The 12,947-nt window shown below is 61.4% G+C and carries 12 protein-coding genes; 8 read left to right on the top strand and 4 right to left on the bottom strand.

Going from position 1 to position 12,947, the window contains the following annotated elements; translation table 11 throughout:
* Positions 1-17 precede the first annotated feature (17 nt).
* Complete coding sequence (locus KI243_RS12230; protein WP_177106635.1) at positions 18-635, top strand: FMN-binding negative transcriptional regulator; 618 nt, start codon at positions 18-20, stop codon at positions 633-635.
* Positions 636-647: 12 nt separating this feature from the next.
* Positions 648-1,412, top strand: a complete 765-nt coding sequence (locus tag KI243_RS12225; RefSeq protein ID WP_177086233.1) for a sulfite exporter TauE/SafE family protein — start codon at positions 648-650, stop codon at positions 1,410-1,412.
* Between the two features lie 104 nt (positions 1,413-1,516).
* Here KI243_RS12225 and KI243_RS12220 read toward each other — a convergent pair whose 3' ends face one another.
* From KI243_RS12220 to KI243_RS12210, 3 genes are all read right to left on the bottom strand, one after another.
* Positions 1,517-1,963, bottom strand: coding sequence for a Rid family detoxifying hydrolase (locus KI243_RS12220; protein WP_177058029.1), 447 nt, complete (start codon positions 1,961-1,963; stop codon positions 1,517-1,519).
* Positions 1,964-2,000: 37 nt separating this feature from the next.
* Positions 2,001-2,966: an alpha/beta hydrolase gene (locus KI243_RS12215; RefSeq protein ID WP_244861889.1), complete on the bottom strand. Its 966-nt coding sequence runs from the start codon at positions 2,964-2,966 to the stop codon at positions 2,001-2,003.
* Positions 2,967-3,288: 322 nt separating this feature from the next.
* Positions 3,289-4,152, bottom strand: coding sequence for an aldo/keto reductase family oxidoreductase (locus KI243_RS12210; protein ID WP_177106637.1), 864 nt, complete (start codon positions 4,150-4,152; stop codon positions 3,289-3,291).
* Between the two features lie 101 nt (positions 4,153-4,253).
* On the opposite strand from KI243_RS12210, the gene KI243_RS12205 reads away from it, so the two are divergent.
* On the top strand, positions 4,254-5,201 hold the full coding sequence (locus KI243_RS12205) for a LysR family transcriptional regulator (RefSeq protein ID WP_017128960.1): 948 nt from the start codon (positions 4,254-4,256) through the stop codon (positions 5,199-5,201).
* Between the two features lie 17 nt (positions 5,202-5,218).
* Entirely contained in the window at positions 5,219-6,367 is a 1,149-nt protein-coding gene (locus KI243_RS12200; RefSeq protein ID WP_017128959.1) for an aldose epimerase family protein, read from the top strand.
* 16 nt (positions 6,368-6,383) lie between these two features.
* Here the strand turns inward: KI243_RS12200 and KI243_RS12195 are convergent, their stop codons facing one another.
* Positions 6,384-7,571, bottom strand: coding sequence for a XylR family transcriptional regulator (locus KI243_RS12195; RefSeq protein ID WP_017128958.1), 1,188 nt, complete (start codon positions 7,569-7,571; stop codon positions 6,384-6,386).
* 165 nt (positions 7,572-7,736) lie between these two features.
* Between KI243_RS12195 and xylA the strand changes: the two genes are divergently transcribed.
* From xylA to KI243_RS12175, 4 genes are all read left to right on the top strand, one after another.
* On the top strand, positions 7,737-9,053 hold the full coding sequence (gene xylA, locus KI243_RS12190; protein WP_212810866.1) for a xylose isomerase: 1,317 nt from the start codon (positions 7,737-7,739) through the stop codon (positions 9,051-9,053).
* A 141-nt stretch (positions 9,054-9,194) separates the two neighbouring features.
* Positions 9,195-10,196: a D-xylose ABC transporter substrate-binding protein gene (gene xylF / locus KI243_RS12185; protein ID WP_017128956.1), complete on the top strand. Its 1,002-nt coding sequence runs from the start codon at positions 9,195-9,197 to the stop codon at positions 10,194-10,196.
* A 32-nt stretch (positions 10,197-10,228) separates the two neighbouring features.
* Complete coding sequence (xylG, locus tag KI243_RS12180) at positions 10,229-11,785, top strand: D-xylose ABC transporter ATP-binding protein (protein WP_017128955.1); 1,557 nt, start codon at positions 10,229-10,231, stop codon at positions 11,783-11,785.
* Positions 11,786-12,922, top strand: coding sequence for a sugar ABC transporter permease (locus tag KI243_RS12175; RefSeq protein ID WP_017128954.1), 1,137 nt, complete (start codon positions 11,786-11,788; stop codon positions 12,920-12,922).
* Positions 12,923-12,947 lie beyond the last annotated feature (25 nt).

Below are 12,947 nucleotides of genomic sequence, written 5' to 3'. Positions count from 1 at the left end.
GCCAAAATGAATTCCCCATGTACATTCCCGAACACTTTGCAGAGCGGCGCCCCGAGCACCTGCACAGGATCATCCGCGACAATCCGCTGGGCATCCTCGTGAGCCAGGGTGAAAGCGCCATGGATGCCGACCACCTGCCCTTTGAACTGGACACCGCCCATGGCGCCCACGGCCTGCTGAGCGCCCATGTGGCCCGCGCCAATCCGCTGTGGCAGCGCTGTGACGGCAGGCAGGTCCTGGTGATCTTCCGTGGCGCGCAGGGCTACATCTCGCCCAACGGCTATCTATCCAAGCATGAAACCCATCGCCAGGTCCCGACCTGGAACTACGAGGTGGTGCATGTGCAGGGTGTCCTGCGGGTGATGCCGGAAGAAAAGCTGCTACGTCGCACCCTGGCCCTGCTGACCCGACAGCACGAGGCCGGTGAGAGCAGGCCCTGGAGAATGGGCGACGCACCTCGGGACTATCTGGACGAGATGGTCGCGAAAATCGTCGGCATCGAGATCGAGCCGCTGCGCCTCGAGTGCAAGCGCAAACTCAACCAGAACAAGGACCACCGCGATCGGCTATCCGTGATCTCGCACCTGCGCGAGCGCGGCCACGAAGCCCTGGTATCGGCCATGCAACAGGAATAGGAAAACAGCACCTTGGAACTCGAACTGACCACCACCACGGTCCTTGTCACCTTCGCCGGCGTCTTCCTGATCTGCTTCATGAAAGGCGCGTTCGGTGGCGGCTTTGCCATCGTCGGCATCCCGCTGCTGTCCCTGGTGATGGACCCGATCACTGCCGGCGGCCTGCTCGCCCCGCTGTTCATCGCCATGGACCTGTTCGGCCTGCGCTACTGGAAGCCGTCGACATGGTCCAAGCCGGATCTGAACCTGCTGGTGCCGGGCCTTGTCGTCGGCATCGGCGTGGGCTACCTGCTCTTTCGCGTGATGGACCACCGCGCGGTCGCCATCGTCATGGCCACGATCACCCTGGTGTTTGTCGGCCTCTGGTTCAAGGCCGGCGCGCAAGTCCGGGTACGCCCGCGCTCCTCGCCCAAGGCAGTGGCGGCCGGCGTCACCTCGGGCATCACCACCATGGTCGCGCACTCCGGCGGACCACCGCTGGCGATGTACCTGCTGCCGCTGGGCCTGAGCAAGCAGGTCTATGCCGGCACCACCAGCATGTTCTTCACCGTCGGCAACCTGCTCAAGGCCGTACCCTGGCTGCTGCTCGCCAGGCCGACCGGCAATGTGCTGAACCTGGCGCTGATCTGCCTGCTCGCCGTGCCCTGCGGCGTCTGGCTAGGCTGGCGGTTGCACGCCAGGCTGGACCAGCGCCAGATGTACCGCGCGTGCTATGGCCTGCTTGTGGTCACGGCCATGAAACTGCTGTGGGACGGTGTGTCCGGGTATATCGCCTGAGCCTCACGGCTGCGGCTCGCCACCCGGACGACCCCAGGGGTGGAACACCAGGCGCTGCGACAGACCGGCCCGGCCGGCCTTGTCGCCCCAGGCAATCTGCCGGGTCATTTTGCGGCGATGCACTCGACCTCTACCCGTGCGTCGGCGGCCAGGCCGCGCACGGCTACGGCGCTACGGGCAGGGTAAGGTTTGCTGAAGTAAGTGGCGTAGACCTCATTGAACGCTGCCCACTCGGACATATCGGCCAGGAACACCGTGCATTTGATGATGTTGTTCATCTGGTAGCCACTGGCTTTGGTGTCTGCCTTGATGTTTTCCATGACCTGCCTGGTTTCTGCGCGAATACCGCCCGGAACAAGCTCGTGCTGGCCGGGAACGATACCAAGCGCACCGGAAAGAAACAGCAGGTTGCCCACGCGGGAGGCATCCGAGAAGGGGTAACTGCCATTATTGCCAAAATCGAGGATTTCGACATTTTGTTGCGATTGGGCAACGGCTTCGAAGGCCATCAGCGAGGCGAAAAGAGGCAACAACCACAGTGGCTTTTTCATATTGAACTCCATGGATAAAAAAGAAGACTATTGCGACTTACTTGTTTATTGCCTTGAGCAATTCCGGGTAAAACCGCTGAGGGGCTTGCAAGTGCGGTGAATGCCCAAGGTCATCAAACTCCACCAGTGTCGACCGGGGAATACGTTTTGCCACGGACTTGCCCAGTTCGGGATAGTTGGCCAATCGAGCAATGGCCGCCGGCGATGCACCATGAGTAATAGCGGTCCTGTCAGTCAGGCCGATAAACAGTGTTGCAGGAACTTTCAAGTTCTCGAATTCGTAGAATACTGGCTGATTGAAAATCATGTCATAGGTCAGTGCCGCGTGATGCGCAATCAGAGGCAGGCCAGGTCCGCTGAACATCCCCGCTTGCATCTCGACCCAGCGATCAAATTCTGGCCGCCATTCTCCGTTGTAATGTACCCGTTGCTGATAGGCCTTGAGCTCCTGGGCGGAGGTTTCGAGTTCCTCCGCGTAGTAACCATCGACGCCCAGGTAAGGCACGCCAAGGGCTTTCCAGTCTTCAAGGCCCAGTGGATTGACCAGCGCCAGGTGTTCTGTCGCGTCGGGGTACATCAGCGCGTAGCGAGTAGCCAGCATCCCGCCCATGGAGTGGCCGATTACCGTGCTGCGGGTGACGCCCAGGCTTTGTAGTAACGCGTGGGTGTTACTGGCCAACTGTTGAAAGCTGTATTGATAACCTTGGGGCTTGGTTGATTTGCAGAAGCCGATCTGGTCTGGGGCGATGACACGAAAACCCTCCCGGCTCAGGGTCTTGATGGTATCGCTCCAGGTATCGGCACAAAACAACTTTCCGTGCATCAACACCACGGTGCGGTTTTTTGCTGTGCTGCCCTTGGCTGCAGGCACATCGACATAAGCCATCCGAACGCTTTTGCCTTGCGAGCTGAAACTGTAGTGTTTGACCGGGTAAGTGTAGGTAAACCCCTCAAGTTCAGTGCCATAAGCCGGTTGGTTTTTTGCCTGAACGAGGGAAGGCATGGCACTGATGGCACATAAGGCGCCGACCAATATCAAACAAGGGGTTTTATTTCGGATTGGAAAATTATTCATTCGTCGTATCTATCTCGGCAGCGGGCAATAGTGCCAGGAGATGAAATAGGCCGTTTCGAAAGTTATTTCAAAAGTAGATATGTTACGGCGAATAACATTGCTTCACAGCAGGCGGCGGCGTGGCCTCTCCGCCTGGGTCTATTAATGTAAGCAGTTGTGATTCGAGCATGGTTGTCGGTGATTCGCCTTCAACGGCCACCAATGAAGTCCCGAGCCACCTTGATGGTTCGCGTCGGTGCTTCCTCGAGCGCTATGCCAGCCTATCCAACTCCACCAGCAGTTCTGGCGTAATCAACAGTTCACTGGCGCTGAGGTTTTCCTGCAGGTGCGCCACCGACGAGGTCCCCGGAATCAGCAGGATATTGGGCGAGCGTTGCAGCAGCCAGGCCAGTGCCACACGCAAAGGCGAGGCATCCAGGCGTTGCGCCACCCCGGACAGGGTCTCCGATTGCAACGGGTTGAAACCGCCCAGGGGGAAGAACGGCACGTAGGCGATGCCCTGTCGTGCCAGCTCGGCGATGAGGGCTTCGTCGGCGCGGTGGGATAGGTTGTAGTGGTTCTGCACACACACCACCGGCGCTATGTCCTGTGCCTGCTTCACCTGGGCGGCCGACACGTTGCTCAGGCCGAGATGACGAATCAGGCCTTGGCGTTGCAACTCGGCCAACGTGCTGAAACCTTCTTCGATGGAGGCGTCGTCAGGGGCGTGCATCGTCCCCCAGGCGCGATAATTCACTACGTCCAGGACATCGACATTCAGGTTGCGCAAGTTGTCATGCACCGCCCGGGTCAGCTCGGCGGGACTGTGCGCCGGGTTCCAGGAAGCGTCTGCCCCCCTTGAGGCGCCGACCTTGGTGACGATGACCATGGCCTCGTCATAGGGATACAGGGCTTCGCGTATCAACTGGTTGGTGACATGGGGACCGTAGAAATCCGAGGTATCGATATGATTGACCCCTGCCGCCCGAGCGGCACGCAATACCGAGAGTGCCGCGGCGCGATCCCTGGGTGGGCCGAATACCTGTGGGCCGGCGAGCTGCATGGCGCCATAGCCCATGCGGTTGACGGCGCGATCACCGAGTGAAAAGGTTCCTGCCTGGTTGGCGTTGCTCATGTCATCGACCTTGTACAGTGGGGGGTGACATTCACTATATGGGTTGACCACTTCGCTGATAATGCGTTGCAATCGGCACGGGCTGTACGAGAATACGAACAATGCCAACCGACATTCAAGATGTGCAGGCCTTTATCGCCGTGGTCAATGCCGGCGGGTTTCGCGAAGGGGCGCGGCTGAGCGGGAAATCCGCCTCCAGCCTCAGTGACGCGGTGCGGCGCATGGAGGCCGGGCTGGGGGTGCGCCTGCTCAACCGCACCACCCGCAGTGTAAAACCCACCGAGGCCGGCGCGCGGCTGATGGAGCGCATCGTCCCGGCACTGGGCGAAGTGGAGTCGGCACTGGATGTCGTCAATGATTACCGGGACCGCCCCTCCGGCACCCTGAAACTCAATGTGCCCTTGAGCGCGGCGCGGCTGGTGCTGCCATCGATCATCGTCCCGTTCCTGCAAACCTACCCTGACATCCGTCTCGAAGTCATCGCCGAAGAAAGCTTCGTTGATGTGCTGGCGGCCGGTTGCGATGCCGGCATTCGCTACGACGAGCGCCTGGAACAGGACATGATCGCCATCCCCATCGGACCACGCTGGCAACGCTGCGCCACCGCGGCGTCACCAGCCTACCTCAACGCCCGCGGTCGCCCGGAACACCCGCGCGACCTGCTGCAACATGCCTGCCTGCGCGGCAAGTTCCCCAGCGGCGCGATGCCCTTGTGGGACTATGAACGCAACGGCGAAACCATCAGCCTCGATCCCACCGGGCCGTTGGTCGTGCGTATCGGTGGGGCGGTCGACCTGGCGGTGCAAGCGGCGATCGATGGCCTGGGAATCATTCACCTGTTTGAAGACTGGCTGCGTCCACATCTGGAAAGCGGCGCATTGGAGCCGGTACTCGAACCCTGGTGGCAGGACTTCTCCGGCCCCTTTCTCTACTATCCCGGCCGCCGCTACCTGCCCTCGCCGCTCAGGGCCTTCGTCGACTTCATCAAGGCGTCGGCCACTCCCTGGACCCAGCCCCCATCGATGATGAAGAAAAGTCCAACCATTTAAAATAAGGTAGCTCAGTCATGCGGCAATCCCGGCACCTGCTTTCCGACGTTGGCACCTCATTGGCGATGGCCTGCCCCTGCGTCCAGGCGAACGGCCTATCCAGCGAACACAAACCCTTCGGCAAGACCAGCGACGGCACCGCCGTCGAGCAATACATATTGCGCAACAGCCATGGCGTGCAAGCCACGGTCATCACCTACGGAGCGGTATTGCAGTCGCTGAAAGTGCCTGACAAACACGGCAAGCTGGACGACGTGGTACTGGGTTTTGACGACATCCAGGGCTATCAGGGCGGTACGGCGTTCTTCGGTGCCACCATCGGCCGCTTTGGCAATCGCCTGGCCGGCGGCGCCTTCGAACTGGACGGCAAGCGTTACCAGGTGCCGCTCAACGATGGCCCGAACGCGCTGCACGGCGGTGCCCAGGGCTTCGACAAACGCGTATGGAAAGCCAGGCCGGTCAAGGGCGAGGATTCGGTCGGTGTCACCCTGATCTACCTGTCCAAAGACGGTGAAATGGGCTTTCCCGGCAACCTGACAACCGAGGTCACCTACAGCCTCAACGACAAGAACGAACTGCACATCGATTACAAGGCCACCACCGACAAGCCCACGGTGCTGAATCTCACCAACCACAGTTACTTCAACCTCGCCGGTGCTGGAAACGGCGATGTGCTCAAACAGCTCGCCACCTTGCACGCCAGCCACTACACGCCGGTCAACAACACCCTGATTCCCACCGGCGAACTGGCCCCCGTGGCCGGCACGCCTATGGATTTCCTGAAACCCACCGCCATCGGCGAACACATCAAGGATAATCACGCCCAGCTCAGATTCGCCGAACCGAAACAGGGTGGCTTTGACTTCAACTGGGCCCTGGATACCCGGGGTGACATCAGCAAGCTGGCCGCCGACGTGCACGACCCGCAGTCCGGACGCCGCTTGCAGCTCTACACCACCGAACCCGGTGTGCAGTTCTACACCAGCAATTTCCTCGATGGCTCGGTCAAGGGCAAGGCCGGCAAGACCTACCACCATTGGGGTGCGTTTACCCTGGAGACCCAGCACTTCCCCGATGCGCCCAACCAGCCGGGCTTCGCTTCGACGCGCCTGGACCCGGGCCAGACTTACACGCAGAAGACCGTGCTGAAGTTCTCCGTCGATTGAATATGCAGGGCGGCGCTCAGTGGACCGCGGCCTGGGCGCCCTGCTGATACTGCCGGGGTGTACAGCCGAACTCGCGACGGAACACGGTGTGCAGGTATTGCGCCGACTTGAAGCCACAGTTCTGGGCGATGTCGGCAATCGCCGAATCGGTATTTTCCAGCCCGTTGGCCGCGGCCGCCAGTTTGAAGCGCAGTATCTCGTCGTGCACGCTGCAGCCCCGCACCTTGCGAAAGTGCGATTCCAACGATGAGCGCGACACCCCGACATACCCCGCCACCTGTGCGGTCTTGATGCCCTGGCAGGCGTACTGGCGGATAAAGAGCAGTGCCTGCATGACATAGGGATTGCCCAGCGGTTGATGCAGGCTCGAAGCCTGCACGTTGATCGCATCCGGGGCGATCAGCGTCTGCGTGCCCGTGGACGGCATACCATGCAGCATCTGGTGCAACAGATGCGCGGCGGTCCGGCCCATGGTTTCGGTGCCTTGAATGACCGAGCTCAGCGGCACCCGCGTCAGACTGCGGGTCAGCGGGTCGTTGTCAATGCCGATCAAGGCCACCTGCTCGGGCACGGCAATCCCGGCGGTCAGGCAGGCTTGCAGCAATTGCCGGGCACGCGCGTCACTGACGGCGATGATGCCGATGGGTTTGGGCAGGCTTTGCAACCAGGCGACCTGCTGTTCGACGGCGCTGTCCCAGAGCGGCGCGCTGGTGCCCATGCCGCGAAAGACCTCGCCATGCAAGCCATCGCGCCGCAGCAGCCGGCTGAAGGCTTTTTCCCGTTCCTGCGCCCAGCGATTGGCTTGTGCTTCCGGCAGGCTGAAGCAGGCAAAGCGTGTCAGCCCGGCTTCGATCAGGTGCTCGTACGCCAGCTTCATCAAGGCATGATTATCTGTGGCGACATAGGGAATGCCCTTGGGATAGGCGCGCTTATCCTGATAGGACCCGCCCACCGCCACGACCGGCAGCTTGATCCCGGCCAACGCCTCGCCGATCAGCGGATCGTCGAAATCGGCAATGATCCCATCGCCCTGCCAGCGTTCGATCCCTTTCAGGCGACAGAGGAAGTCCTCCTCCAGGAACAGGTCCCAGGACGCGCGGGTGCTGCTCAGGTAGTTGCCGATACCACTGATGATGCCGCGATCGTAAATCTTGCTGCCGTTGAACAACAGCGCGATGCGGTGAACGGGCGGGACGGTTTTCATTGTTTTATCGAGCCGGTAAACGCAGAAGCGATGGACACAGACTAGGCGCCGGAACGACGAATCTCAATATACAAAATCGCACCGCGTGTTGGTGATTTTCATAATCAGCGACCACCGGGCCGTTGCTAGTATCGAGACACGCCAAGAACAACAAGGAAATCGCTAATGCCGTACTTCCCGACTGTCGACAAGATTCGCTACGAAGGCCCCGCCAGCGACTCTCCCCTTGCATTCCGCCACTACGAGGCCGACCGGCTGGTCCTCGGCAAACCCATGCGTGAGCACCTGCGCATGGCGGCCTGCTACTGGCACACCTTCGTCTGGCCTGGCGCCGATATGTTCGGTGTCGGCACCTTCCAGCGCCCCTGGCAGCGCAGTGGGGATCCGATGGAACTGGCCATCGGCAAGGCGCAAGCGGCCTTCGAGTTCTTCTCCAAGCTGGGTATCGACTATTACAGTTTCCACGACACCGATGTCGCCCCGGAAGGCGGCTCGCTGAAGGAATACCGCAACCACTTCGCGCAGATGGTCGACCACCTGGAACGCCACCAGGAACAGACCGGGATCAAGCTGCTGTGGGGCACCGCCAACTGCTTCAGCAACCCGCGCTTTGCCGCGGGCGCCGCCAGCAACCCGGACCCGGAAGTATTCGCCTGTGCCGCCGCCCAGGTGTTCAGCGCCATGAATGCCACCCAGCGTCTCAAAGGGGCCAACTACGTCCTGTGGGGCGGTCGCGAGGGTTACGAGACGCTGCTCAATACCGACCTGAAACGCGAGCGCGAACAACTGGGCCGCTTCATGCGCATGGTGGTCGAGCACAAGCACAAGATCGGTTTCAAGGGCGACCTGCTGATCGAACCCAAGCCGCAGGAGCCGACCAAGCACCAATACGATTACGACAGCGCCACGGTGTTCGGCTTCCTGCAGCAGTTCGGCCTGGAAAACGAGATCAAGGTCAATATCGAGGCCAACCACGCGACTCTGGCCGGGCACAGCTTCCATCACGAGATCGCCACGGCCGTGTCGTTGGGCATCTTCGGCAGCATCGATGCCAACCGCGGCGATCCGCAGAACGGCTGGGACACCGACCAGTTCCCCAACAGCGTCGAGGAGATGACCCTCGCCACCTACGAGATCCTCAAGGCCGGTGGTTTCACCCATGGCGGGTTCAACTTCGACTCCAAGGTCCGGCGCCAGAGCCTGGACGAAGTCGATCTGTTCCACGGCCACGTCGCCGCCATGGATGTGCTCGCCCTGTCCCTGGAGCGCGCGGCGGCCATGCTGCAGAACGATCCGCTCGAGCACTTCAAGGAACAACGCTACGCCGGCTGGCAGCAACCGTTCGGGCAGGCCGTGCTGGCGGGTGACTTCAGCCTCGCAGCGCTGGCCGAACATGCCTTCGCCCATGAACTGAACCCGCAGGCCGTCAGCGGCCGGCAGGAGATGCTCGAAGGTGTGGTGAACCGGTTCATCTACCCCTGACGGCAGGCCAGCCCTGGCGTCGCGGTGACATTCTCACGACAAATCCATGCCCGCGGCGCCCGGCAACCCTCTACAGTTCCACCGGCGATTGATTCATCGTCAGGCAGTGTCTTTCCAACAACAATAAAAGGACGCACCATCATGAACACCCTGAAACGCACGCTGCTCGCCAGCGCCCTCGCCCTGCTCTCGCTGCCGGTCATGGCCGATGCCGCCCACCCGAAGATCGGTTTTTCCATCGATGACCTGCGCCTGGAACGCTGGTCGCGAGATCGCGATTACTTCGTCGCGGCGGCGGAGAAAATGGACGCCAAAGTCTTCGTGCAGTCGGCCGATGCCAACGAGCAGAAGCAGATTTCACAGATCGAGAACCTGATCTCCCGTGGCGTCGATGTAATCGTCATCGTGCCGTTCAACGCCACCGTGCTGACCAACGCCGTCGCCGAAGCCAAGAAAGCCGGGATCAAGGTGGTGTCCTATGACCGGCTGATCCTGAACGCCGATATCGACGCCTATATTTCCTTCGACAACGAGAAGGTCGGCGAAATGCAGGCCGGCGGCGTGCTGAAGGCCGCGCCCAAGGGCAACTACTTCCTGCTCGGTGGCGCGCCCACGGACAACAACGCCAAGGTCCTGCGCGAAGGCCAGATGAAGATCCTGCAACCGGCCATCGACAAGGGCGACATCAAGATTGTCGGCCAACAATGGGTCAAGGAATGGAACCCCACCGAAGCCCTGAGCATCGTCGAGAATGCCCTGACCCGCAACGACAACAAGATCGATGCCATCGTTGCCTCCAACGATGCCACCGCCGGCGGCGCGATCCAGGCCCTGGCCGCGCAGAAACTGGCTGGCAAGGTGCCGATATCGGGTCAGGACGCCGACCTGGCGGCGGTCAAGCGGGTCATCGATGGCACCCAGACCATGACCGTCTACAAGCCGCTGAAGCTGATCGCCTCCGAGGCCGCCAAGCTCTCGGTGCAACTGGCGCGCAACGAGAAACCCACCTACAGCTCGCAATACGACAACGGCAGCAAGAAGGTCGATACCATCCTGCTCACCCCGACCCCGTTGACCAGGGACAACATTGACCTGCTGGAAAAGGACGGCTTCTACACCAAGGCGCAGATTGCCGGACAGTGACCCATCCAGCTGTCCAGTGTGAGTATCGCGCCATGTCCGACTACCTGCTGCAAATGAATGGCATCGTCAAGACCTTTGGCGGTGTCAAAGCCCTGAATGGCATCGACCTCAAGGTCAGGCCGGGGGAATGCGTCGGCCTGTGCGGCGAGAACGGTGCCGGCAAGTCGACGTTGATGAAAGTCCTCTCGGCGGTCTATCCCCATGATACCTGGGAGGGTGAGATCCTCTGGGACGGACAGCCGCTCAAGGCCCACTCCATCCGCGAGACCGAAGCCGCCGGGATCGTCATCATTCACCAGGAACTGACCCTGGTCCCCGACCTGTCGGTGGCCGAAAACATCTTCATGGGGCACGAGCTGACGCTGCGCGGCGGGCGCATGAACTACCCGGCGATGATCCATCGTGCCGAAGCGCTGATGCGTGAGCTCAAGGTGCCTGACATGAACGTCTCGCTACCGGTTTCGCAATATGGCGGCGGTCACCAGCAACTGGTGGAAATCGCCAAGGCGCTGAACAAGCAGGCGCGCCTGCTGATCCTCGATGAGCCCTCGTCGGCGCTGACCCGATCGGAAATCGAGGTGCTGCTGGACATCATCCGCGACCTCAAGCGCAAGGGCGTCGCGTGCGTCTACATCTCCCACAAGCTGGATGAGGTGGCGGCCGTGTGCGACACCATCGCGGTGATCCGCGATGGCAAACACATCGCCACCACCGCCATGGCCGACATGGACATCCCGAAGATCATCACCCAGATGGTCGGACGGGAAATGAACACCCTCTACCCCACCGTCCCCCATGACATCGGCGAGGTGATTTTCGAGGCGCGCCATATCACCTGCCATGACGTCGACAATCCCGGGCGCAAGCGGGTCGACGATGTCTCGTTTGTCCTCAGGCGCGGGGAAATCCTCGGCATCGCCGGGTTGGTCGGCGCCGGTCGCACGGAACTGGTGTCGGCACTGTTCGGCGCCTACCCCGGCCGTCACGAAGGCGAAGTCTGGCTGGACGGCCAACCGATAGACACCCGCACGCCCCTCAAATCCATCCGTGCCGGCCTGTGCATGGTCCCCGAAGACCGCAAGCGCCAGGGCATCATTCCGGACCTGGGCGTGGGCCACAACATCACCCTGGCCGTCCTCGACAACTACGCGAAGATGACCCGCATCGACGCCGAGGCCGAACTGGGCAGCATCGACCGGGAAATCTCGCGCATGCACCTCAAGACCGCGAGTCCATTCCTGCCGATCACCAGCCTCTCCGGCGGCAACCAGCAAAAAGCCGTGCTGGCGAAGATGCTGCTGACCCAACCGCGCGTGCTGATTCTCGATGAGCCCACCCGCGGGGTCGATGTCGGTGCCAAGTATGAGATCTACAAATTGATGGGCGCGCTGGCGGCCGAAGGCGTGTCGATCATCATGGTCTCTTCGGAGCTGGCCGAAGTGCTGGGGGTTTCCAACCGTGTACTGGTGATCGGCGAAGGCCAGTTGCGCGGCGACTTCATCAATCACGACCTCACCCAGGAACAGGTGCTCAGCGCCGCCCTCGGCCATCCCGATGACCATAACAATAATGATCGGAAAACCGCGTAGATGAATCAGCTCAAACAACTCTTCACCCGCTACAAGATGCTCGCGCTGGTGATCGCCGTGGCGATCATCTGGTTGTTTTTCAGCTGGCAGACCGACGGCGGGTTCCTGACCCCGCGCAACCTCTCCAACCTGCTGCGACAGATGTCCATCACCGGTATTCTCGCCTGCGGCATGGTCCTGGTGATCATCAGTGGCGAGATCGATCTGTCGGTGGGTTCCCTGCTGGGCCTGCTCGGAGGCCTGGCAGCGATTCTCGACGTGATCTTCCACGTACCGCTATGGGCGAACCTGGGCATGGTCATCCTGTGCGGATGGGTGATTGGCCTGGCGAACGGCTGCATGACCGCCTACCTGCGCATCCCGTCGTTCATTGTCGGCCTGGGGGGCATGCTGGCGTTCCGTGGCATTCTGCTGGGGATTACCGGCGGAACCACCATTGCCCCGGTCTCGCCGTCGCTGGTCTACATCGGCCAGGGTTATCTGTCGCACACGGTCGGCACCGGACTCGGCGTGCTGCTGTTCGCCCTGACCCTTTTCCTGACCTGGAAACAGCGCCGCAACCGTGCCCTCCATGGCCTGGCGGCCCACTCATGGGGCCGTGACGTGTCGCGCGTGCTGTTGATCGGCGCGGTGCTCGCCGGTTTCGTCCATACCCTGAACAGCTACGACGGTATCCCGGTGCCAGTGCTGCTCCTGCTGATTCTGCTGGGCGTGTTCAGCTACATGACCAGCCAGACCGTGTTCGGACGACGCATCTACTCGGTGGGCAGCAACATGGAGGCCACGCGCCTGTCGGGCATCGATGTCCAGGCCGTGAAGCTGTGGATCTTCGGCATCATGGGAGTGATGTGCGCCCTTGCCGGCGTGGTCAACACCGCGCGCCTGGCCGCGGGCTCACCCTCTGCCGGCAACATGGGCGAGCTCGATGCCATCGCCGCCTGCTTCATCGGTGGCACCTCCATGCGCGGTGGCTCCGGCACGGTTTACGGCGCCCTCCTCGGCGCGCTGGTCATCACCAGCCTGGACAACGGCATGTCGATGCTTGATGTCGACAGCTATTGGCAGATGATTGTCAAAGGCAGCATCCTGGTACTGGCCGTGTGGGTGGATGTCAGCACCCGGACCGGGCGACGCTGATCCAGGTACAACAAGGCCTCCCGCT

The organism is Pseudomonas sp. Ost2, from assembly GCF_018326065.1.
Taxonomy (GTDB): Bacteria; Pseudomonadota; Gammaproteobacteria; order Pseudomonadales; family Pseudomonadaceae; genus Aquipseudomonas; species Aquipseudomonas gingeri.
This window is presented reverse-complemented; position numbering and strand designations above follow the sequence as displayed.

Excerpts from the sequence above, each read along its gene's own strand:
- KI243_RS12200 (WP_017128959.1), top strand. The coding sequence starts at position 5,219 with ATGCGGCAATCCCGGCACCTGCTTTCCGACGTTGGCACCTCATTGGCG.
- KI243_RS12195 (WP_017128958.1), bottom strand. The coding sequence starts at position 7,571 with ATGAAAACCGTCCCGCCCGTTCACCGCATCGCGCTGTTGTTCAACGGC.
- KI243_RS12220 (WP_177058029.1), bottom strand. The coding sequence starts at position 1,963 with ATGAAAAAGCCACTGTGGTTGTTGCCTCTTTTCGCCTCGCTGATGGCC.
- KI243_RS12205 (WP_017128960.1), top strand. The coding sequence starts at position 4,254 with ATGCCAACCGACATTCAAGATGTGCAGGCCTTTATCGCCGTGGTCAAT.
- xylA (WP_212810866.1), top strand. The coding sequence starts at position 7,737 with ATGCCGTACTTCCCGACTGTCGACAAGATTCGCTACGAAGGCCCCGCC.
- xylF (WP_017128956.1), top strand. The coding sequence starts at position 9,195 with ATGAACACCCTGAAACGCACGCTGCTCGCCAGCGCCCTCGCCCTGCTC.
- xylG (WP_017128955.1), top strand. The coding sequence starts at position 10,229 with ATGTCCGACTACCTGCTGCAAATGAATGGCATCGTCAAGACCTTTGGC.
- KI243_RS12210 (WP_177106637.1), bottom strand. The coding sequence starts at position 4,152 with ATGAGCAACGCCAACCAGGCAGGAACCTTTTCACTCGGTGATCGCGCC.
- KI243_RS12175 (WP_017128954.1), top strand. The coding sequence starts at position 11,786 with ATGAATCAGCTCAAACAACTCTTCACCCGCTACAAGATGCTCGCGCTG.
- KI243_RS12230 (WP_177106635.1), top strand. The coding sequence starts at position 18 with ATGTACATTCCCGAACACTTTGCAGAGCGGCGCCCCGAGCACCTGCAC.
- KI243_RS12215 (WP_244861889.1), bottom strand. The coding sequence starts at position 2,966 with ATGCCTTCCCTCGTTCAGGCAAAAAACCAACCGGCTTATGGCACTGAA.